This window comes from Desulfocicer vacuolatum DSM 3385, from assembly GCF_900176365.1.
Taxonomy (GTDB): domain Bacteria; phylum Desulfobacterota; class Desulfobacteria; order Desulfobacterales; family Desulfobacteraceae; genus Desulfocicer; species Desulfocicer vacuolatum.
The window spans coordinates 58,721-81,925 of sequence record NZ_FWXY01000006.1; the positions used below are offsets into that span (position 1 = coordinate 58,721).

Below are 23,205 nucleotides of genomic sequence, written 5' to 3' on the forward strand. Positions count from 1 at the left end.
AATGTATGTTTTTCAAGTAACTTTATCATACTGAAATGCTTCTCTGGTTTGGGCTAATGTATCATGCCGTTGGGGTTTTTTCCAGATATCTGACTCATTAAAGGGGAAGTGCTTTTGTCATTTGATACCCATGATTTGAATTACGCCATGGACAATGACGTCCCTTTATTTTCCTGCCTGGATATTTTAAGGCAATTTCCTTCCCAATCCAAAAATCAATACATAGACATTCTGAATACGGTGCGACATGCTGTGGATAATGATCATGCCTTGTTTTCATGGCGGGGGATTGAGCCGACATGCAGTGATGTTTCTTATGATAGCACTTCTTTGTCTGCACACTCAACATCTTTTAACAGGCTGCTACAACAATTATCCCACCAGGCAATGACATTGCTTGGGTTGGAAACCCCCAGATCTTCCCAGCACAATTCACTTCATAAAACTATGGATTTTAAGGGGTTTCGTAAATTCATTTGTTATCTTATTGAATGTGTCCAACAGGAAGCGGGAGCCGTGGCACAACATTTTGAAGATCAGGAGGGAGAGCAATTTACTTATATTCCCCTGCATGGCAACTGGATGCCTCATCCAGGGAAGGCCTTTATGGGATTTGTTCCACCAAAGGCGGATCATGCTGCTTTACTCAATCGCCTGGCTGGCAAAAACCCGGGAATGTCTGTGGTGTTGGGCTATCCTGTGGAGGTATGGAGCCTTCCCCAGGCTCACAAAAATATCCTCTCCAGTAGCATTGTAAAGCCTGTGTTTCAGGTAAAAGTATCTTATGACCCTGTTCGCAGGTGTTTTTTTTGCAATGATCCAGTGACGGAGGTGAATTCTTCCTGGCTGAATAAACGATTAAAACGTTTGGATCAGAAAAAAGCCTTTCTCACGGCCTGCGGCTTCATGGATATTGATGAAGGGTCTGGAAGTTATTCAGAAAACAGTTCCCAGTCCCTGCGGCATCTGACGTCCACTCTTTCCGTCATGTTTCCTCAATTGATTAAAGAACCCCTTTCTCCGAATCGTGTGCAGGACGAATCTTTGAAAGGAAAAGCATCAGGTATATACAATCGTGCTGTTTTAATGATGGGAAAAAGGGGGAAATATGTCAAGACCCTGCTTTCCGAGCTTCAACATATTGCACAATGTTCAGAAACGGAGTTAAGAGACACGGCATTGGGAGGGCTTTTTCCTAATGATGAGGCCTGTGAGGTGTTGTCCAGCCAGGATGAGCATTCTGCTATTCTGGATGTTCTTCCCATGAATGCGGCCCAGCGCCGGGCCGTTAGTGCTTTACAGCGGGCCAAACAGACGGTGATCACCGGGCCACCCGGTACGGGTAAAAGTCAGGTGGCTGCCACAACCATGGCTGGCATGCGACTACGGGGTGAGAGCGTATTATTTGCCAGTAAAAATCACAAGGCCGTTGATGCAGTTATGGAACGCCTTAAAGTTGAAGACGGTCGTCCCTATGTGGTGCGTGCCAATTCCAAGGATGACCCGAATTTAAAGGTTACGTTTCAGACTGTGATTCAAATTTTGCTGGAAGGCGGTCATGATTTTGAAGCTGAAAAAAAATGTGTAGCATTGTTGAAAGATGTAGAAAAACAGCTTGAAATTCGTGGAGCCAGAGAGAAAATGGCTCGAAAGATTAACAGGCTTGGAAGCCACATGGCCAAACAGGAAGAAGCTGCGGCTTTTCATGCACTGGGTCTGCCCGAGTCCTTTTGTGAAAAAGTAGGTAAATTTCCAGAAATTTTTCCGGTTGTCTGGACAGAGGTATTGGAGAACATTGTGACTTCTCTGCAACATGACCCATGGATGAAGATGCTTTCTGCCCGTTTTCAGCTTGCCCTGTTGCGTTTTAAAAAATATTTCAAGAAATCTGATTTGCCCGGTTTACCCGGATTTTCCTGTGCAATCAGGCATGGAGGGCTCACTGCCCTGGAGGCAGATCTTGCCACCTTACGTCAAATGGCCCTTTATGCAGATGCCGTACAAAAAGGCAGGAAAGCTGCGAAAAATTTGAGACCCCTTCCTGCTGTGGATGTCCTTTATAAAAGAATTGCGGTCTTGTCAGAAAAGATTCAATCAATCACCCAGGAGCTTTTACCACTTGATCTATCTGCCCGAAGCAGTGGCTTGCCCCGGGGGGATGCGCGTGAAAGATTGGCAAACCTTCGGGCTGCTTTGAGAGGATTGTCCAGTGGTATGATGACGGAGACTGTCTCCCGTCAAACCCTGGAACAGGTGAAAGATGATATTGCGCTTTTACTCAAACATTTTCCCTGCTGGGCGGTGACAAATTTATCGGTGGGTTCACGTTTACCCCTGGTGCCGGGGATGTTTGACCTGGCTATTGTGGATGAAGCCAGTCAATGTGATATGGCCTCGGCCATCCCGATTCTATACCGGGCACGCCGGGTGGGTGTCATTGGTGATCCCTTTCAGCTCAGGCATATTGCCCATCTCGGCATGGGGCAGGATGCCATGATTCGTCAGGGGACGGGGTTTACCCATTATTCTGACAACCGGTTTTCCTATGCTCAAACCTCTCTTTACGATCTCTTTGCAGAATCCAGAGGTGTGGAGCCGGTGTTCCTTAATGAAACTTATCGTAACCATGGGGAAATTGCCGGATATTCCAATGACGCTTTTTATCATAACAGGCTCCGGGTGGCAGTTGATCCGGCTCGTTTGAATATTCCACCTGGCACACGTCCCGGGATGCATTGGACAAGGGTGGAAGCTGAAATATTAAGCGGGGGCCCCAGTGGATGCCATTGCCCGGAAGAGTGTGAAAAGGTGGTTCAGGTGATTGTTGATCTTCTGGAAACGGGTTTTCGGGGAAGTATCGGTGTGGTGAGCCCCTTTCGACAGCAGGCCAACAGAATCAATGATGCCCTGTATGAAAAACAGATTTCCCATAAGATTATGGAAGAAACCCGCCTGCATGTGGATACCTCCCACGGATTCCAGGGAGATGAGCGGGATATTATGTTTTTCAGTCTTTGCGCCGGGCCGGATATGCCCCGGGGTTCACTTCATTTTTTAAGGGAGCAAGGGAATTTGTTTAATGTGGCGGTCAGCCGGGCCCGGGCCGTGCTTCATGTGGTAGGGAATCAATCATGGGCACGCACCTGCGGTATCAAACACATTGAACAGCTTGCTGTGGAGCGATCAAGGCAAAAATCAGGTGGTGGTGCTCAGGGCCCCTGGGCTCCCCATGATTCCCCATGGGAAAAAGTGCTGTACATCGCCTTGAAGGATAGGGGACTTGAGCCCATTGCCCAGTACCCGGTGGCCGGAAGAAGACTGGACATAGCATTGGTCCGAAATGGTGACAACCCATTAAAGCTGGACATAGAGGTGGACGGTGACAGGTACCATAGGAATCCGGATGGTTCCCGGAAACAGGAAGATCTCTGGCGGGATTATCAGCTCAGAGGATTGGGTTGGGATATAAAACGTTTTTGGGTGTACCAATTGAAGGAAAATCTGGACGGATGTGTGAATTCAATCCTCAAAATATGGAGAGGTTCTGATGACGGATTCAGATGATGTAAAAAAAAATCAACGTGTGGCGGAACAGGCGGATGGACGTGGGAAAGGGACTGGTAAGAAGGAGGGATGGTTTTTATCGCCTCCGGTGTGGGTAATGGTAGCTGGTCTTGTGCTGATATTTGCCTTAAATTTTTTTTGCATCATCAAAGTCATGACGTTGGAAATTGAAAAAAATATATTGAAACAAAAAGAAACTGCCCTTCAGGCTGATATTGAAAGGCACACCGATATCCTTCAATCACTTCCCAGTCTGGAATCCCAGAGGGGTGAATTGAAAAAGCATATTGTCAATTTGCAGGGAAAATTAAGTGACCTCATACGCCGGGAAACGGAATTGATACAAAATATTGAAACCCGTAAAAAAGAACTTCATACAGCTGTTGCACAACGGTCACAGGCTGATGCCGCTGCAATGTCTGCACGGAAAGAGACAGGACGACTGCAGTCGGAAATATCTGCAAAGGAATCAAAAAAAGGCACGTTGGAAATAACTGTGGAAAAGCTTCGGCAGGACGAAGTTCGGCAAAAAGCCATTGCAGAAACATTAGCTTCCAAAGTGCAATCCTTGCAAACAGATATAGATATCTTGAACAGAACTAAAGAAAAAAACCTTTTGGAACTGGAAGGTTTGACCCGTGACAACAAGCGGCTTGCAAAGGTTAATACCGATTTAGTGGAAATTGCAAAAGCCATGGATGAATCAAGAAAAATGGCTGATGCTGCAGTGAATGTTTTAAAGGAAACCACAGCAAAGGCAAAAAATGCTGTGGTGAGTCTGGAAACACATGCCCAAACCACAGAAAAAACTGTCCAGGGATTGACACGTGCTGATGCTGATTTGTCAGGGCTGATGGAAAGTATGGGCAATGAGAAAAATTTATTAAAAACAGCTATAACGGATTTAGGTGAAGCTGGAACAGAAGCCGGAAAGCAGGTAAAACGTTTATCCAGGCAGCTGAATGCTCCCATTGAAAATTTGAACAAAGATGTTGCAACACTGAGCATCCATACCGAGGCCGTTGGTGAATATGCTGACGTATTGGCAGTGATACAGGAAAAAATAACAAGCAGTGAAAAGGATTTCACATCGGTTACCCGTAAACTTGAATCATCTCAAATTTTCTTGGGTCAGGAAGTTAATTTGTTACAAAAAGAGAAAATACGTTTGGGAGGCAGCCTTTCCGAGTTTGAAATCAGTGTTCATGTTGCTGAAAATACAATGGCATTATTAAAGAAAACGGCTCTTGATCTGGGTGGGTTGGATTTTACAGAAAAGCGCTTGGCTATACAAAAAGTAGTTGATGAATTGAGTGTTTTGCAACAACAGATGGAGATAAAGCAGCAGGGTGTGGGGGAATTGATGGAAAAATTCAAGCAATCCGTGGATTCTGCCAATGTCGATGTAGGCGTTCTCCATGCCGGTGCCCTTAAAATTGAAAGCGGTGGTCAAAAATTAACGGATACGACCATGGCTTTGAATCATCAAGTTGAAGCCGTCAAAACAGCGGTGAAAAATTTAAATGAGCTTATGGAGCAAAACTCGCCCATGTACATATTCAGACCTGAAAATTCCATTGTAGATTCATATAGAGCAATCAATGAACACAAGGAGCAGTCAAAATGAACGTCGCCATCCCACTTATTCCATCCTTTGCATGGCTTCTGGCAATCGCATTGTCCATGACCCTTTTGTTGATTATTTTTTTTCTGTATTTGTTTCAGCGTCAAAGGACGGCCTTGATCACAGGACTTCAAGGTTCTGTTGCGTCTCTCAGTGTCAAGGAAGAACGTCTCATTGAAAACATTCGGCAGTTAAATGAGGATAAATCAAAAGTAGAGGATTACATTCAAAACCAAAAGCAGGATTTGCTTCGGTTGAATACAGAGCAAGCCAGGCATGCAAAGCTGCGGACGGAGTTGGATGAGATGACCCGGCAATTATTGGATAATCGGGCTCAAAGTGACTCGCTCAGGGCTACAGTGGCAACGCTTGAAATCGAAAATCGTTTGTTAAATGATAACAAAAATGAAATCCAAAGTGAATTATCCTTGCTTGCATCCCGGCGTGATGAGCTGACTGAGAAAATAGAAGAATGCAACGCCGAGTTTCAGGATCAGAAACAACAAAATAAAAATCAGTTAATAGAACTTCAGAGGGAGCATGAGAAATCGCTTGAGGAACAGCAGAATATAAATACTCGTTTGTTTACTGAAGCTGAGGAGGAGCATAAGAAAAGGGTTGAGCAACTTTTAGAGCAAATTAGAAAACCGATTCTGGAGAAAAAAGAAACCATAGCTGCCTTGGAAGTTAATATACAAGCATTAAATGATGAATTGGAGGCCTTAACCCAGCGCAGACAAGAGGCTTCTGAACACCTCCAAGGGCTTAACAGCAACATTGATAAAAAAGAAGTCCGCCTACAGAGCCTTGGGACTGAATGCGGCAATAAGGAAAGATGGATTTCGGATGCTCAAGATAAAATACAAGGCCTGCTTATGGAAATTAAAGAATTGGAAGAGGTCTATAACGAACTGCTTGGGGCCCAGAATGAACTGACAAATATAAAGCAGATTGTTGATGATTTGAAAAAAACCAAGCTTCAACTGGATACGGATTGTCAGAAAAAAGAGGCATTGTGCTCAAATATCGCTGATATGATTGAACAATTAGAAATGGACAAAAATGATGCAGTGGCTGAATTTAAAGGCCATATAAATGGGCTGGAAGTAGAGAAAACAAAAAAGGAAAGCCAAATCGAATCCTTGAGAGAGGAGCTATTAAGACTTCAACAGGCTAAAAAAGATTTATTGGAAATTGAAAGCAGAATCGTTGATTTGACAGTTCGATTGCAATTGCTTGAATCGAACTGTTCTCAAAAACAGGGGAATTTGGAGACGCTTAAAGAGCTTGAACAGCAGAAAAACGATTTGTTGGCAACCTTGAGCTCTAAAATAAACGATCATGAGGCGGCCATTGATGAAATGAACAATACAAGAAATAAGAGTCAGGCTGATTTGGACAGCCTTATTTCAAAAATTGAGGATAGAAGAGAAGAGTTGGTCAAAATTGAAAAGGGGATCAATCGACTGGAAAATGAAAAAAATCGGCTGGAAGATGAATTAAAGAAAATGAAAAAAATGAAGCAGCCGGGGGATAATATCGATTCTATTGAAGATCTCCTTAAAAAGCCCGCTTGTTTCGATGCAACAATTTTTCCAGCTGAATCTTTGCACACCGATGAAGTTCAGATGCTCCAGAATTTTAAGCAATCCCTGAGAAACGATAAATTGTTTTTTCACGACCGCGTCATCAATGCCTTTCATACCTCATTGAAATGTGTCGGAATTAATCCTTTGACCGTATTGGCAGGTATTTCCGGCACCGGAAAAACACTGCTTCCCATTAAATATGCCCAGTTTATGGGGATGCATCAGCTGATCCTGTCTGTGCAGCCCCGCTGGGATTCTCCCCAGGACATGTTTGGATTCTACAATTATCTGGAAAACCGATACAAGGCCACTGACCTCTCCCGGGCTTTGGTGCGCATGGATGAATACAATTCTTTTGGAGATGTGGGAGGAACAAGTAAAGATCGCATGCTCATGGTTTTGATGGATGAAATGAATCTGGCCCGGACGGAATATTATTTCAGCGAATTTTTATCAAAACTTGAATTGAGAAGGGAAATCAGGGATTTTTCTGATTTTTCAGATCGTCAGAAAGGGGAAATTGTTCTTGATGTCGGCCCGGGACTCAAAGAGATGTCCAGATTATGGGTGGGGAGTAATGTGCTTTTTGTGGGTACTATGAATGAAGATGAAAGTACATTGAGCCTTTCAGATAAGGTACTGGATCGTTCCAATGTACTGCGCTTTGGTAAGCCCGAGAAAGTGAACCCACAGGATTATTATTTTATTGATGTACCAGATGCTGGCGGTTTTCTGCCCCACGATCTGTGGCAAAACCATTGGATAAAAAAATATGATGCGATTTTCCCCTGGACCGATAAGGTTGGCGTCTGGACAGATGAAATTAACAAAGCCCTGCACAAAGTCAGCAGAGCATTTGGGTTCAGAACGGAGTCAGCCATCAAGGCCTATGTGGCAAATTATCCCGAATCCGGGGAGATTGAAGGTGTATATAAACAAGCCTTTGCAGATCAGGTTGAACAAAAAATTTTACCGAGGGTCAGGGGCCTTGAACTTATGGATCAGCACTCACAGGAATGTCTGATGAAGATACAGGACGTCGTCAATTCTCTTGAAGATAAGGAACTTGCCAACGCTTTTAAAAATGCAATGGAAAACAACCATTTAGGCTTGTTTCAATGGAATGGTGTACCCCGTAGCTTAGAGGTCTGATAATGATTCCTGCTATTTGTCGCTGGCCATGGTCAGTGGGTATTGAAGATGAATCCTATCCTCTGGATGAAGACGGGGTTGAATTTCATTTCCTGGGGTCTCCAGTTCTTATCCTGCCACATGAAGCAAAAATTCTGCTTCCCGAACGATATGAAAGGTTTTTTCCCCTTGGCCCCTGTTGTACAAATGGTAACAGGGTATACGAAGCCCCCCATGGTGTACTGTCCCATGGTAGGCAGGCAAGTAATCAGGTAATGATTTTTTCTAATGGCAGACGGAAATTATTTCCCATCAATGCCATTGGTGCCCGTCCCCGCACGAGGGAAGATGGAAAAAAAGAGACATATCTGGCAAGAATCGTTTTGGGTTGGTCTCAGATTTTTGACAATATGATGGAGATAAAAGCAAAGACAAAGGACTGTGAGCCGGAAACAGGAGGACAACGGGAGAAAATCCCCTGGAAACAGGTGCTGGCCCTTATCAAAGAGCAGAAGGAAGAACGTGGTGCTCCCCGACGTTCACTGATTGTAAGCATTGCAGAATCCCAAAGGAAAAACCTTGCTGAAACCGTTTTACGTATGCGTCGTATTCTTTTAAGGGCTCGTGACATGCAGCGGGTTAATAGAATCAAAGAAATGGACCTTGGGTGCCTGCAGTGGTTTGTGAGACAACCGGGCGCATCCCATGCGGAAAAGGCCGGCAGTCGCCAGGAGCTTTTGGCTGTTGTCCGCAGGGAGTCCTTTGATGTACTTGAAAATCGGGTGCTAAAAGATTTTTTGCGTCGTTGTGCTTTGGAATCAATGCGTTACATCATAAATGAGGTGGATATTAATCCTAATTTCAAGGGTGCACCAAAGGCATTAAGGGTGTTTGAATTCCGGAGATTATGCATGAACTTGTTGGATCATCCGGGATTGCAAACCGTGCCGTTGCCGGGTTCCGGTGTCAGGCCCAATTATGTACTCCAGAATGATGCCAGATATCGCCAGATTTGGGCCTGGTATTCCAAATTGTTGAGACGGGAAGACGATGAAGATCGCCTGTGGGACTGGCAGGCCCGGACATGGGCGGATATTGTACGCATGTTTGTCAATCTTGCCATAGATATGCTGCATAAGGAAGATGGTATGGGGAAGATGGTTCAAAATGGTTTCGGCATTGAAGAGATTTTTGGCTCATCCCTCCATGTCATTCGAGAGCAGATTCTTGGATGTCGCACCGCCAGTGGATCTGAACCTGGCCCATATGTTGTCAAACGAATTTCCCATGGCCGGGCGGTACCGGTTGCCATTCTGGAAGTGGTGCATCCTGATCAAGGGCATATGCATGATATTGTGAAACACTTTGGTCGCACCGGAGGACATCTTTACCTTGTGGTCCGGCCTTTGGAAAATGCGTTGGGTACAACCTATGTGATTATTGTGTGGGCAGTGAATACAGCAGGGTCTGATCAAGAAAAAAATTGGACGGACATCTCCATGTCTGCATCAGCTGCCTTGAAAAAACATGGTGAGGCAATACGTGACCGTGGGTTGTGCAATGAACTTGTCTTGGATGGTCTTGTTATCGCCAATTCCCTTTCCATGATACAGGAGGCGGATGTGAAAGGTTTGTCTACTTCTGCACCTGTTTTTATTATTCCATCGGATGTTCTCCAGTGGCGACACCACGCCATTGAGTTTATTGCCACGCGTTTACTTGAAAGACTGAATGGATTGCGATGAATAATAAAACTATAGTGGGCTGTTCTGCCTTTGGGTTACAGGATCATGTTTTGAAGATAGATCAAGAAACGTTGCCGCTTGTTTTGCGCAACGTTATTCAGGAACCCCTTATCCTTGCTGACGTAGTTTTGCCGGATAATTCCTTTGGGGAGATTCAAGCTGGAAAAAAGGCAAAGGACAAACGGGTACATTCCGGATTGCATTGGCCCGTTCAAGCTCGCATAAAGGAGGATGAACGGATGTCCCGTGTTCCAGTTTCCTGCGCCTGGAGGGGGTTGGTCGCCGCGGGGGATCGTCCCGTCCGATGGGATTCGGGAAAAGGCTCAAGTTCTTTTTTGAGTGCCATTCTTGCGGCACATGTAACTGAACTTTTAACACAATCCCATTGCAGACCCCGGGATACCGTGGTGCTTGCCATCCCCGATGCGCTGGATGAATTTGGACAGGATGCGTTACTCCGGGATCTGCGTAAAGCCGGTTTTGGGAATATTCAATTATTGTGGCGACCTGTGGCTGCAGCTCTTTCATGGTTGTCAGCAGTGGATCAAAATAATGCATTTGCACCGGATATGGATGTTAAAGAGCACATTCTTGTGGTTTGCCTGGGTCCGGATGGTGTGGAAATGACCCCGTTCCGATTACACCGGGAGCAATGTGAAAATGGTCTTTTTGTGATTCCGGTGCGTGATCGCCCACGTGAGATAATTCCCCTGACTGGTTTTGACTGGGCTGCCAATATTTTTCAATCGGCCATGCCTGGTCTGGAGATAGGGGCTTTCTGGCAGGTTTTTATGAATTTTCCGCATATATGGGAATCCATGGCTCAACGTCCCCTTTCCGAAAAAAAAATTTGGTCCAGGCAAGATCAGTGGCGTTTTTGGCATCCCGGCGAAATGATGGGATATCATGTGCCAACGACTTCGGCTCGCCCCAATCATCGTTTGCGTAAGCTCCTGGGAAAATCCTGTCATATTCTCAATGCCAAATCAATTGGGCCTGCCGTATCCAGTCAGGATGATCTGAGCAATCTTTTTAAGGATAGGTTGCAGGCAATACCTGGAAGTCGCTTGCGTGGTGTTATTATTTCCGGCCCACTTTGTCCTCAGAAGTTGCCTGGGTGGATATTTTCCGCAGATCAGGAACTCCGTGAGGCAGGTATTAAGAAGCCGTCGCAAGCATCACCACAAATTGACAGTGTTTGGTTGGCACATGATCAGAATATATGGGGGCATGGGTGTGCAGAGTATGCCCTTCGCCTTGACCGGGGAGAGCCAACTTATGTTGATACGCTGCCTAACCTTTCCATGCTGGTGGAAAGGCGGGGAGAACATTTCTGGCTGGATCTCGTCAAGGCAGCCACATGTAAGGGAGGCGTCCCTTACAAACCGGAATCCATTTGTGGAAAATTCGCCATAAAGGCAGGCGGAAAAAGGCTTCAGGTGTATCTTAGAAAAGATCAACTGGATGGTGGCAGGGAACTGGAGTGGGAGAATGGTGGAGAGCAGGAACCATTCCCTGGCATTGATCAAAAAATAACTTTATCCGGGTCATATGACTCTGCCATCACTCTTTATCGGGAAAAATACAAAGAAGAAGATCACGACGGAGAAGTATTAAATTATATCCGAAAATTATCTGATCATTTGTTCGGAAATCCTTTTCGCAGGGTGGAATTTTCATTCCCATCGGTGGCACACAAAGATATTTCCCTGGATCTTAACCTGGAAATTCGTCCTGCCAGTGGACTTGCACGGATTGAACTGTATCCAAGCAATGTTGGGGACAGGAATTTTTTGAGGGGAGGCCGAATTTTGATGGATTATGCCACGATGCGGATAACTGACCCGCCCCCTTCTCCCAAATTGGGTTGGCCTCCGTTAAAGCTAATTAAAGTCGACCCCGATGCTTCTTTTTTAAATTATGGAAAGATTCAGATTCAACAGTATTTAAACACACCTGTTTGCAGGGAAGATCTTTTTGGAGATAGAATTTTTTCTGTTGAATTTGAAGGGGCTGTGGATGAGGTTAAAAAGATCTTAACAGAACAAAGAATCATTTTTGTCAATGGGGAACGGATAATTTTGTCCCCACCCATTGATCAGGACGGTTGTGCAGGAAATGCAATCGGGTCTGTAACCATAGATCGTGTGGCCACCAAAGTTGAGAATGATTATCATAACATCCCGATACATTATGAAAGAAAATTTCTGAGTAGAATGAGCTGGCTTTTTGCCAAAACACCGGACAATCTTAAACGGGGGATTCGACAATATTTAAGCAGTGAACGGGGTGATGGCAGAGACTGGCTTTATATGGTGGACGCTGCTGCTCGATCATTTACATCAACCGAGGAGTTTGAGTTTTTATACGCAGCCATTTTAAAAAAGATTAATACCAACCATGGAACCCCTTTTCCCATAAACTCTTCAAGGGCTCTCTTACGTTTGTTGACTTTGAGAAAGAATAGCCCACTGGCCATGAAACGAAAGGAAGCAAAAGTATTTACAGAAAAAACGGTTGAGATAATGGAACAGGAATCAAAAAAGTTTTCCAATAATCAAAAAAAATATCCAAAATTTTTTCAGGCTGCGTTGCTTTTTCTTTATTTGTTGCGATTTCGAATGGTGGATCAAAGTTTTCTGGATGGAGACAATCCAGAGGACAGAAATTTGTTCAATCGCGCAATCAAATGTTTAAGAACTGGGCAGTGCTTCTTTTCTCAACAGAATATAGCAGGTGATACTGCAGAAAAAATTGTGACGGCTATTGAACTGTTTATCTATTATGAAGGTTCTGATCTGCCAGCAGATTTTTATGAGCTTACCAGTGACGAAGAGGAAGAAGAAGAAGAAGAAGAAGATGATGATGATGATGATAAAGGAGATTAAAGGGGCAAACAATTGGAATGACTATATATTTTGAATATAATGTCAGCCATCACCATTGATCATGGATCGCCATGGCAGAGCTTTTATAACGTTAACGATTACTTGGCAATTTATGGTGGCGGCAAAGATGTTCAACACGACAGATAGAGATAAATTTATGTTAAAGAAAAAGAAAACGGGGGGCTTGGTTCTAACGTCGCCCAGTGGATATACTCCAAACACTCAATGATGAAAAAATTATGATAAATTCAAATGAGTTAATAATTATTACCTGATGCGTGTTACTCAAAGTGGGCGAAGTTAGAACTAAGCCCAAAACGGGTTATGGAGAAAAAAGTGGTCAAGTTTCATCTCATGACAATCTTACTCAGATAATTCAAATGGTTTTGAAAATTTTTCCTTTTGTTACAATAAGATATGATATTCATGGGAGGGCTCATGCAAATTGGGTTTTATTTTTTGTTAACATGCTTTCCGGCATGCTCCAGGCAGATAAAGAGATTGATTTACGTATCATAACGATTGCAGCACTTTTGCATGATAATGGTAGAGAAAATGATGGAAAAGATCCTTTTCATGCGGATCAATCTGCTGAAATTGCCAGCCGGTTTATTAATACACATTATATAGATTGCAATGAAGAATTGATTATAAAAACAATACGATATCATTGTCAATCGGATGCATTTACTTGGACGTATCCTGCGCTTGAAGCAAAAATTGTAAGTGATGCAGATAAATTGGATAGATTCCGATTGAAAAGAGAAAGTCCACTGAATAAAGATCTGTTGGAACTTCCGGAAAGCCATGGGCTTATTGATATTGCATCAAGGATAAATGACCATTCATTCAGGACTTTTAAATATTCAGGTTAATCCGAATGAAAATCTAAACTTCACACTCACACCTTTCACTTTTGAATTGTCGGTGTTTCAGCTTAAATGTTGACAATTCATCTTCCAAAACGCTAATGTCAAATTCAGTTTTTCGTAAATTTGATATCATTTATAAAAGCGTGGGAAAAATGAAGATTGATAACCCAGGTAAATTTGTCTTTAAATTGAATTTCATCATTGAGAATTATGCCCATCTGGGTCATCTGGGCGCAACATTGATTCTGCTTTTTACAGCGGTATGTTTCGGCATCGTGCCGCTTTTTGCCAAAACCCTTCAGGAAACCGGAACAAGTTCAGCTGCAATCGCTTTATATCGGTATGGATTCACAGCCTTATTAATGGCTCCTTTTCTTCCCTTTTCCCGTGAAAAATGGCGTGAAGCATTATTGCTGATATTCAGTGGATTATTCATGGGGTTGTCCTGGATTGGATATCTGGAAGCGATCAAGGTGGCATCCATTGCCGTAGCAGGCATTGTTTATATGTCCTATCCGGTCTTTACGCTGTTATTTGCTTGGCCAATGGTGGGACAGCGGCCAACATTGCGCGGGGTCATGTCCGTGGGTTTGGTGATGGTATCCGTTTGTTTGATTTTTTCACCGGATAATTTATCCGGAACGTCGGTGAAGGCACTTCTCTGGTCATTACCGGCGCCCATAAGCTTTGGATTTATCATTGTTGTTATCAGCGGTTGTCTGCACAGACTAACCACCTATGAGCGCTTGGCGTGCGCAACCCTTGGCGCTACCATGGGGCTGATACCCTTGGTGCTTGAATCCACTGGTGCCGAATTTATATACGCCATACCAGACCACTGGTTTGCCATCGCCGGAATCACTTTTTTTACTGCGCTGTTGCCCCAATTATTGTACACATGGGCCTGCCCCTGTGTTGGACCTAACCGTTCAGCAGCTACTGGCACCTTTGAGCTGCCCACAATGTTCATCATCGGCTGGCTGGCCTTTGATGAAACTATGGGAGCCCGGGAAGTGATTGCTGCCATTCTCATTGTATTGGCAATCGTTCTTGCACCGGTTGTTCAGGCACGAAAGACATCTGTGCAAAAATAGAGAACAGATCATTTGATAAATTTTATGCAAAAAAAGGGGTATGGCCCTTCTAAAACATAAAAGGCAAACCCAAAATTTTCGAGTTTGCCTTTAAAGATTTCATCAGATTTTTAACTCAGTTCCGTATGCGCTCAGAAGGATTAGTTTGTATGTTTGATTTGTGAAATTTATAACATATTTCAAGTGTCATTTCAGATTTAAAAAGATGCTCTGATGAAAATAAAATTTATTGATTATCCAGCCACATCAATACCGGGGTCACATCCCAGATTTTTATCTGGATTGTTGCACTCGAAGTTATGGTGACGGGTATCTACGTGTCCTTCTTCTCTCTCGCTGTCAGATTCGATGTAATTTTTTTCTGTATTTTCCATGGTAGCCTCCATATATGCGAACATACCCCTTAGTATGTTAATCTTTATTTTTTGTTTATCCCTGCCATTCTGGGGCAGGTATTTTGTTTTGCAGCATTTGAAATTTTTCTTGGCTGCGGTGTTTCTTTGTTGGAAATAATCTATGCACTCACCACAGTAGTGCAATGCTTAAGAAAAGGGGGTTCATTTATAGGTTTAAACTACCATATATGTTTGTATTATTTTAATTAACAAGGGTTTAATGGTTTGGCTTTTGCCGGATTAATTGGCAGATTGGCCGCATAAAAAATAAATGCAGTGATTTTAATTGACTCTGTGTGCCTTTTCCGGTCCGGTTGAGGATCACCCACCCAGGCTGAAGATAATTTTACACTATGGACCACACGGTGTTTCCGGTTAAATCTTGACACCGCCTATTTCAAAACGGTACTGTGAAATTCAGCCATTCATAAATCTGATATCATTGGTAAAAGCGTGGAAAAAATGAAACTGCACGGCCTTGGTATATTTGTCTTTAAATGGAATTTCATATTTCAGAATGGGATGTAGGAGGATTTTACCATGAGATTATGTGATGCCCATACCCATCTTCAGGACTCGCGCCTTTTCAGCACCATTGAGCGGGTGATGCACAGAAGCATGGCCGCCGGGGTGACCCACATGGTGTGCTGCGGGGTGCAGGAGCATGACTGGCACGATATTGTTATCCTGGCAGACAGATATCCCGGCATTGTTCCGGCCTTTGGCCTTCATCCCTGGTTCATCGCCCCAAGATCCCCCCATTGGCTGGATAATCTTGAAAACCTTTTGCAGACAACCGGTGCTGCCGTGGGGGAGATCGGTTTGGACAGGGTCATTTCCCCCAGGAATGAGGCGGATCAGATTTCTGTATTTCTGTCCCAGCTGGCGCTTGCCAAAAAATATAAACGACCTGTCAATATCCATTGCAGAAAGGCCTTTGGATTGCTGGCAGACCTTTTAAAAGAAAATGGGGGGCTGCCCCATGGCGGTGTGATTCACTCCTATTCCGGGTCAGCGGACATGGTAAAGGTGTTTGAAAAATCAGGGGCATACATCTCTTTTTCAGGATCATTGACCCGCCCCCGCAATAAAAAAGTTCAACAGGCGGCCCGTGTGGTTTCCCTGGAGCGGCTTCTCATTGAAACAGATACCCCGGATATCTTGCCCACCGGTGCCCCGGAAGGGCTCAATGAACCGGCCCATGTGCATCTGGTTTTGAAAACCCTGGCCCAATTGAGGGACGAATCCATTGATACCCTGGCCCATGCAACTTTTGCCAATGCCATGCGTTTGTTTAAATTTTCTGATCACAATCCAAGTTCCAATGTTCCAGATGGATGTATACCGTGAAAGCCCTTTTTTTCATGTTGCTTTTGCTGTATCTGCCTGCCTGTGGCGGCGGTTCATCCGGATATGCCGGGAGCATTTCTCCGGCCCCCCCGTCACAATCCATTGTAAAGCTGGACCATGCAGAAAAAACCAGGCAAGCCCTCATGGATCAATATGAAAAGTGGGCAAACACCCCATACCGAAGCGGCGGCATGGGGCAAGAAGGGGTGGATTGTTCTGCTCTGGTTCATCTGATTTTTTTACAGAAATTTGGTATCAGCCTGCCAAGGACTGTGGCCCGTCAGGCCAGGGTGGGTAAGAGAGTTAATAGAAAAAATTTAAAGCCCGGTCACCTGGTATTTTTCAAAACCGGCACCCGATCCCGCCATGTGGGTATCTATGTGGGCAATGAGAAATTTCTCCACGCCTCTGCAAAAAAAGGGGTCATTATTTCCACCTTGAAAAATCCCTACTGGGCTCCCCGTATCTGGAAAGTCATTAAAGTAAAATGATTCCGCCTACGTTCTTTGTTCTTTACAATTGCTGATACAATTATTAAGGTGAATTTTAATCTTACATGATCGGGCTCTGTGGGGCTCCGGTTACGTTTTTGTTTTTAATTATGCAATGGTGCCGTCATCAAACCGCACATTGCTTGACAGGGGGTGTTATAATAATGAAATCAACCCGATTAACGGTGACCCAGAAAAATATTTATGACTTTAAAGGCGATCTGCTTGTGTTTTGTGCGCTGAAACGGGAAAAGCAAGTGCCCTTGTGTGATGATGAAATCATGGCCATGGTGACCCATGTCCATGAACTGGGTGACTTTTCCGGTAAAGAAAATCAAACCCTTCTCTATTATCCGGAGCAGAGCAAAATTACCCCCGAATTTTCTGCCAGACGGGTGCTGGTTGTGGGGCTTGGTGGGGAAAAGGACCTGGCAGATGAGTTCGCCGTGAGGGAGGCCCTTAGAAAGGCCGGGGGAACCATTGCCAAAACCGCAGGAAAGATAAAGGCGCAAAGCATCATGGTCCGGACCTCTGACCTGGAGATCTGTTCCCTTGAAACCATGGGGGAATGCCTGGCAGAAGGCCTTGTGCTGGGGGATTATCGTTTTGACAAATATCAAAAAGAAAAGCCGGATGAAGAGGCTTATAAAGGTATTAAAGATATTAAATTTTTTTCAGATCAGTTCATGAATGATTTGAAAAAAGGGGTGAAAAAGGGTGGGATTGCAGCCCGGGCAGCCTGTTCTGCAAGAAATATGGCCAATGAGCCCGGTAATGGCTGGACTGCTTCTGATTTTGCCACCCATGCCGGTGAATTGGCTGAACGATTTCAATTTAAGCTCAGTGTGCTCAATACGGCGGACATGAAACAAATGGGCATGGGGGGACTTCTGGCTGTGAATCAAGGCTCCATAGAGCCGCCTAAGATGGTGATTCTGGAATATCATCCCCCTGGAAAACATGAAACCCTGCTCCTGGTGGGCAAGGGCATCACCTTTGATTCCGGAGGGGTCAGCCTGAAACCGGGGCCGGGCATGGAAGAGATGAAATATGACATGTGCGGCGGGGCTGCCGTGCTGGCTGCCATGGAAGCTGTGGGACGGGAAAAACCCAAACTCGGAGTGGTGGCCATTATTCCGGCCACGGACAACATGGCCGGAGGCGGGGCAGTAAAACCCGGGGATATCATCCGTCATTACGACGGCACATCTTCGGAGATCGTGAACACAGATGCCGAGGGTCGCATGATCCTGGCCGATGCCCTGGCCTATGGCATTAAAACCTTTGAGCCCACCTGTGTGGTGGATATTGCCACATTGACAGGGGCTGCCATCATGGGGCTGGGGCACCACTACACCTCTCTTTTGAGCAATAACGATGCCCTGGTTCAATGCCTGGAAATCGCGGGAAAACGCACCGGAGAACCCATGTGGCGACTGCCCCTGGGTAAAGAATACACCAAACAGATTGAATCCAAGGTGGCGGACATTAAAAACGTTGGGGGAAAAGCCGCCGGAACCATCACTGCGGCCGCCTATCTGGAGCATTTTGTGGGAAAGACTCCCTGGGCACATCTGGATATTGCCGGAACTGCCTGGAATTTTACAGAAAAAACATACATTCCCAAAGGACCGTCCGGCATGGGGGCCCGCACCTTTATTGATGTGATTCGAAACTGGAAAAAAGGAACAGTGGGGGCTTGATGGGCCTGGTGTTTTTTTTATATGAAACTCCACCCAAAGCCTTGCAATGATTAAAGTTTTAACTTTCGTTGTGGGCAGGTCAAATCCCTATATGATCTGCCCGTGGCAGTTTATATGAAATACTCCGCAAATCAGAGGCGTATTTCAAGCTTTTTTGTGGGCAGAACGGGATCAGAATAAGGTCTGCCCATGGCAGTTATTAAAACGGACGTGCAAGACGTCCATCCAGGATTGATTTGTGAAATTATTATTATTTTGTGATGTTCACTGTGATGAAAATGTGTGTAAGCATATTGTACAATTGTCAAAGCAGGTGGATGTGGTAATCGGAGCCGGTGATTACGCCACCTTTCGCAAGGGACTTGATAAAACCATTGCCCGGCTCTCTGCCATTGAAACACCCACCCTGCTGGTGTTTGGCAACCATGAAAGCCCGGAGGAACTTGCCCGGGCCTGTGCCCCATGGCCGGCAGCCCGGATACTCCATGGCCGCGGGGTCACCATCAATGGTCATACTTTTTTTGGCATTGGGGGCTCCACACCGGTGACCCCCTTTGGAGAATGGTCCGTGGATGTGGCTGAAGACGTGGCCCGGACCCTTCTTGCCAAAGCCCCGGATAATTGTGTGCTGATCAGCCATTCCCCCCCGTTGAATTGCCTGGATCTTGCCGGGAACAATCAGCATCTTGGCAGCCGGGCCATCCGGGAATTCATAGAAACCCGTTCCCCGGGTCTTGCCGTGTGCGGTCATATCCATGAAGCCTGGAATTGCCGGGACTCCATTTCAGGGGTTTGTGTGATCAATCCCGGCCCCCAAGGTGTGATTCTTGATTATCCCGGAGGAAAAAGCCTTGAAAATTAAAAACCTTTGCTGTGCCGGGACCAACAGCCTTGTGCTTACCATTGATCATTACGAGTTGCCCCCGGGAGAACCCCTTTTGGTGTGTGGCAGAAACGGCAGTGGAAAATCCCTGCTGGCAGCCATTCTTGCAGGGGAGAAGATCCCGGATCAGGGCACTGTATCGCTTTCCCCCCGGGTGGGTTTTCTTGGCTTTGCCCTGGAAGATCAGATACTGGAACAGGATCGCAAAATGGATTGCAGCGAGGAGATGGAAGGGGGCATTGACTGGGGCCGCACCGCCGGAGAAATCATTGGACAGGGTCCCAACCGCACCGCTGCCGTCAATTTGTCGGGCATTGCCAACCTTTTGGAAAAACCCTTTAAGATTTTGTCCACCGGTGAGATCCGCAAGGTTTTAATGGCCCGGGCCCTGGCAGCAGATCCCGATGTTCTTGTTCTGGACGCCCCCTATGCCGGTCTGGACATTGGGTCCCGGGAACAGTTGACCCACATCATCAACACGGTCATTGGGCAGGGTACTGCCGTGATCCTGGTGGATTTTTATCACCCGGATCTTCCCCATGCCATTAAAAACATGATTTATCTTGAAAAGGGAAAAATCGTTTTAAAAGGAGATCGCAAAGCCGTGACAGCTTCCCGGGCCTGGCAACGGCACAATGCCCATGATATCTCCTTGCCCCACCACCTGCCCGATTGTTTTACCTACGATCACCTGGACCCGGAGGCCCCCTTTGTCCGGGCAAAGAATATTTCTGTTTCCTTTAATGACATTCCAGTGTTCAGCAACCTTGACTGGACATTCCGTCCCGGGGAGAACTGGCACATCCTGGGGCCCAACGGCTGTGGCAAATCCACCCTTTTAAAGCTTATTTCCGGTGACAGCACCAAGGCCTATGGTCAGGACTTGACCCTGTTTGGCATTAAACGGGGAAGCGGGGAAAGTATCTGGGATATAAAGCGCCATTATGGCATTGTGGGGGCCGAGCTGCACCGGGATTACCGGGCCGGTGCCACCTTGCTCGGGGTGGTGGTTTCCGGATTCTTTGACACCATTGGCCTTTATGATACCCCCACGGCCACCCAGATCGATGTGGCAAAAAAGTGGATTGAGCTTTTAAAGCTTGGGGAAAAAGAGCAAAAATATTTTTCCACATTGTCCTATGGCGAACAACGCCTGGCCCTCATTGCCCGGGCCGTGGTCAAGCTGCCCCTGATCCTGATACTGGACGAACCCTGCCAGGGCCTTGACAATGTCAACCGGGCCCGGGTGCTGGCCCTTATCGATTACATCAGTGCCAACAGTAACACCCACATCCTCTTTGTAAGTCATGACCCCAGGGATCACCTGGAGTGCCTGACCCATCAACTTAAGGTCCAGGATTTTAATAATTAAAAACTCGTGCAAGCCATTTAAGTTAAGAGTGGCTTTGTCCGTGGTGCTAATTGGGACGTTTTTTTATAAGAAAAGGCAGCCTCCAAGATAACCTCAGCAGAGCCGCCCCCCCCGATGGGCAATAGGAACCGGACAATTGAGCTGTCTACAGTTCCGGTCCGGGACCATTGCCCATCGGGGGGGGGCGGCGGCATAATACCATTTTCAATATTCATTGTGTCTGACAGAACATGCCGGTTATTCCAGAACAGAAGCCATGGCCGGTTTTTTGGGCATTCTGGGTTTCTGGATCAGGTAAATAATACCGAAAATGGCCAGGGCAACGGGATAAATATAGTAGCGCTGTTCATGGGGCAGCCCCACCAGGGAAGCTATGGCATCGGGCCGCATGGCACAGACGGTGACACTTAAAAACAACGGCACTTCCCAGATTTTGTTTTTTGCCACAAACCAGCCCTGGGTGGCCGATGCAAAGGCAAAGTTTCCCATGCAGGCCATGAAAAAAATTAAAAGTCCCTGGGGCCAGGAATAAATCTCATGCAGGATGAGATCGGAGTTAAAAATAAACATGAAAGGCAGTATGGCTGTTCGAATGTCATACATGAACCCCTGGAGCCCCGTGGCAATGGGGGGCGATTTTGCAATGGCTGCCGCAGCATAGGCTGCAAGCCCCACCGGAGGGGTGTCATCGGCCAGGATGCCAAAATAAAAGCAGAATAGATGGGCTGACATCAGTGGTACAAACCACTCCTGATAACCTGCAATGGTTACAATGGCAGGGGCTGTTAAAGACGCCATGACAATGTAGGTGGCTGTTGTGGGAAGTCCCATGCCGATGATCAGGCTTGCAATGGCGGTGATGGCCAGCATGATATAAATATTGCCCATGGAGATCACATCAATGATTTCCGTTATTAAGCCTCCCAGGCCCAGGGCCACCACCCCCACGATGATACCCGCCGCCGCCGTTGCCAAAGCCACTGACACCATGTTTCTGGCCCCTGAAGCCATGGCGGAAAAAATGTTGTTCACGGCCCGGTGTATGGCAGGAACAACGGGCTCTTTGGCCATGTACGCCTTGACAGGTTCCTGGAAAAGCATGATCAGGGTCATCACCCAGATGGCATGAAATGCGGCAAGTTCAGGGGAGTGCCGCACCACCACCAGTTCATAAAGCAAAAGGCCAATGGGCAGCATGAAATGAAGGCCCCCCAGAAAGGTTTTAAAAAATACCGGCAGCTCTTTTCTGGACATGCCCTTTAATCCCAATTTGGATGCTTCAATATGGGTGATGTAAAACAGGGCAGCATAGGAGGCAAAGGCCGGAATGGCGGCAGCTTTGATCACTTCCACATAGGGGACATTGACATATTCTGCAATGATAAAGGCCGCCGCTCCCATGATGGGGGGTGCCAGCTGTCCGTCGGTGCTTGCGGCCACCTCAACGGCTGCCGCCTTGGTGGGGGGATATCCCACTTTTTTCATCATGGGAATGGTAAAGGTGCCGGTGGTGACAATATTGGCAATGCTGGAGCCAGACACCATGCCGGTGAGCCCGCTTCCCAGGATGGCGGCCTTGGCCGGTCCGCCCTTGAATCCCCCCAAAAGGCTTAAGGCCAGCTGGATAAAATAGTGCCCGGCTCCGGCCTTGTCCAGCATGGCCCCGAAAAGAACAAATAAAAAGACAATGGTGGCTGATACATCCAGGGGAATGCCGTAAATACCCTCGGTGGACATGGTCATCTGGCCCACAAATCGATTTAATGAAGTTCCTTTAAAGGCAATGAGGTCGGGCATGTAGGGGCCGAAAAAGGCATAGATGCAAAAACAGACAGCAATGACGGGAAGTGCAGGGCCAATGACTCTTCTTGCAGCCTCCAGAAGCATCAGGGTCAAGAGAATTCCCACCGCAATATCCCGTGGAATGGGTGCGCCGTAACGCATTGTAATACCTTTAAAATCAAGGACAATATAGAGTGCGCAAAGACAGGCAACAATGGCGGTGGCATAGTCAGACAGCGGAATTCTGTGGGTGGCTGAGAGAAATTTCAGGCCAAATCGTTTTTTGGAAAGAACAGGATAATTCAAAAATACGATGAGCAGGGCAAACCCCAGATGGATGGAGCGGATATAGGTGGAATCCAGGATGAGCCAGCTGGCAATGGAAAGTTGAAATAAACTCCAGCCCACGGCAATGGTGGGGATGACCCATTTTTCAGCCCCCCGGGGGCGCCGGGCAATGCCTTCTTCTTCCTCGGCCATTTTCCTGGCCAGTTCCAGACCTTTATTTTGTGTATCAACTTCGGAATAACTCATATCTCTTCATCCAAAATTAAGGATGATGGACCTTTAAAAAGTCAGTCCACGATTTTTTTTACCACAACATATGCGGGGTTGGGCCTTGATTGCTCTCAATGGGTTGTGGTTAAAGAGTGCACCTTGGACTTTTTACGAGACCATCAAGGATATAGACAACTAAAAAAACCTTTGCCAAACCTCACCGG

The 23,205-nt window shown here is 46.1% G+C and carries 14 protein-coding genes; 12 read left to right on the forward strand and 2 right to left on the reverse strand.

The genetic code is table 11. The annotated features are described in order from the left end of the window. Positions 1–114 precede the first annotated feature (114 nt). From B9A32_RS07050 to B9A32_RS07080, 7 genes are all read left to right on the forward strand, one after another. Positions 115–3,564 (forward strand): AAA domain-containing protein, encoded by a 3,450-nt coding sequence (locus tag B9A32_RS07050; RefSeq protein WP_084067919.1) that lies wholly within the window; start codon positions 115–117, stop codon positions 3,562–3,564. Next, positions 3,548–5,191: a hypothetical protein gene (locus B9A32_RS07055; protein WP_084067922.1), complete on the forward strand. Its 1,644-nt coding sequence runs from the start codon at positions 3,548–3,550 to the stop codon at positions 5,189–5,191. Before B9A32_RS07050 ends, B9A32_RS07055 begins: the two co-directional genes overlap by 17 nt. 56 nt (positions 5,192–5,247) lie before the next feature. Then, the gene (locus tag B9A32_RS07060) at positions 5,248–7,929 is read left to right on the forward strand and encodes a hypothetical protein (protein WP_212637843.1); all 2,682 of its coding nucleotides are present in this window, start codon (positions 5,248–5,250) and stop codon (positions 7,927–7,929) included. Positions 7,930–7,931: 2 nt separating this feature from the next. Further along, positions 7,932–9,653, forward strand: a complete 1,722-nt coding sequence (locus tag B9A32_RS07065; protein WP_084067927.1) for a hypothetical protein — start codon at positions 7,932–7,934, stop codon at positions 9,651–9,653. Positions 9,654–9,892: 239 nt separating this feature from the next. Continuing rightward, positions 9,893–12,541 carry a hypothetical protein gene (locus tag B9A32_RS07070; RefSeq protein WP_139795742.1) on the forward strand — a complete coding sequence of 883 codons (2,649 nt, stop codon included), beginning with the start codon at positions 9,893–9,895 and terminating at the stop codon, positions 12,539–12,541. Positions 12,542–12,819: 278 nt separating this feature from the next. After that, positions 12,820–13,416: an HD domain-containing protein gene (locus tag B9A32_RS07075; protein ID WP_212637844.1), complete on the forward strand. Its 597-nt coding sequence runs from the start codon at positions 12,820–12,822 to the stop codon at positions 13,414–13,416. 95 nt (positions 13,417–13,511) lie between these two features. Then, positions 13,512–14,507 (forward strand): DMT family transporter, encoded by a 996-nt coding sequence (locus B9A32_RS07080; RefSeq protein WP_084067934.1) that lies wholly within the window; start codon positions 13,512–13,514, stop codon positions 14,505–14,507. Between the two features lie 233 nt (positions 14,508–14,740). Here the strand turns inward: B9A32_RS07080 and B9A32_RS21315 are convergent, their stop codons facing one another. Next, positions 14,741–14,881, reverse strand: a complete 141-nt coding sequence (locus B9A32_RS21315; protein ID WP_170923736.1) for a hypothetical protein — start codon at positions 14,879–14,881, stop codon at positions 14,741–14,743. 561 nt (positions 14,882–15,442) lie between these two features. On the opposite strand from B9A32_RS21315, the gene B9A32_RS07085 reads away from it, so the two are divergent. The 5 genes from B9A32_RS07085 to B9A32_RS07105 all read left to right on the forward strand — a co-directional run bounded on the left by B9A32_RS07085 (position 15,443) and on the right by B9A32_RS07105 (position 20,701). Further along, entirely contained in the window at positions 15,443–16,252 is an 810-nt protein-coding gene (locus B9A32_RS07085; RefSeq protein WP_084067936.1) for a TatD family hydrolase, read from the forward strand. 14 nt (positions 16,253–16,266) lie between these two features. Further along, positions 16,267–16,743, forward strand: coding sequence for a C40 family peptidase (locus B9A32_RS07090; RefSeq protein WP_212637845.1), 477 nt, complete (start codon positions 16,267–16,269; stop codon positions 16,741–16,743). 164 nt (positions 16,744–16,907) lie between these two features. Continuing rightward, complete coding sequence (locus B9A32_RS07095) at positions 16,908–18,446, forward strand: leucyl aminopeptidase (protein WP_084067941.1); 1,539 nt, start codon at positions 16,908–16,910, stop codon at positions 18,444–18,446. A 238-nt stretch (positions 18,447–18,684) separates the two neighbouring features. Beyond that, positions 18,685–19,308, forward strand: a complete 624-nt coding sequence (locus B9A32_RS07100; protein ID WP_084067943.1) for a metallophosphoesterase family protein — start codon at positions 18,685–18,687, stop codon at positions 19,306–19,308. Next, a complete protein-coding gene (locus tag B9A32_RS07105) occupies positions 19,298–20,701 on the forward strand; it encodes an ATP-binding cassette domain-containing protein (protein ID WP_170923744.1) in 1,404 nt (467 codons plus the stop codon). Before B9A32_RS07100 ends, B9A32_RS07105 begins: the two co-directional genes overlap by 11 nt. Before the next feature lie 237 nt (positions 20,702–20,938). Here the strand turns inward: B9A32_RS07105 and B9A32_RS07110 are convergent, their stop codons facing one another. Further along, complete coding sequence (locus B9A32_RS07110) at positions 20,939–23,017, reverse strand: TRAP transporter permease (protein ID WP_084067948.1); 2,079 nt, start codon at positions 23,015–23,017, stop codon at positions 20,939–20,941. Between the last annotated feature and the right edge of the window lie 188 nt (positions 23,018–23,205).

Excerpts from the sequence above, each read along its gene's own strand:
- B9A32_RS07090 (WP_212637845.1), top strand. The coding sequence starts at position 16,267 with ATGTTGCTTTTGCTGTATCTGCCTGCCTGTGGCGGCGGTTCATCCGGA.
- B9A32_RS07080 (WP_084067934.1), top strand. The coding sequence starts at position 13,512 with ATGTCAAATTCAGTTTTTCGTAAATTTGATATCATTTATAAAAGCGTG.
- B9A32_RS07060 (WP_212637843.1), top strand. The coding sequence starts at position 5,248 with ATGACCCTTTTGTTGATTATTTTTTTTCTGTATTTGTTTCAGCGTCAA.
- B9A32_RS07085 (WP_084067936.1), top strand. The coding sequence starts at position 15,443 with ATGAGATTATGTGATGCCCATACCCATCTTCAGGACTCGCGCCTTTTC.
- B9A32_RS07070 (WP_139795742.1), top strand. The coding sequence starts at position 9,893 with ATGTCCCGTGTTCCAGTTTCCTGCGCCTGGAGGGGGTTGGTCGCCGCG.
- B9A32_RS07065 (WP_084067927.1), top strand. The coding sequence starts at position 7,932 with ATGATTCCTGCTATTTGTCGCTGGCCATGGTCAGTGGGTATTGAAGAT.
- B9A32_RS21315 (WP_170923736.1), bottom strand. The coding sequence starts at position 14,881 with ATGGAAAATACAGAAAAAAATTACATCGAATCTGACAGCGAGAGAGAA.
- B9A32_RS07095 (WP_084067941.1), top strand. The coding sequence starts at position 16,908 with ATGAAATCAACCCGATTAACGGTGACCCAGAAAAATATTTATGACTTT.
- B9A32_RS07110 (WP_084067948.1), bottom strand. The coding sequence starts at position 23,017 with ATGAGTTATTCCGAAGTTGATACACAAAATAAAGGTCTGGAACTGGCC.
- B9A32_RS07055 (WP_084067922.1), top strand. The coding sequence starts at position 3,548 with ATGACGGATTCAGATGATGTAAAAAAAAATCAACGTGTGGCGGAACAG.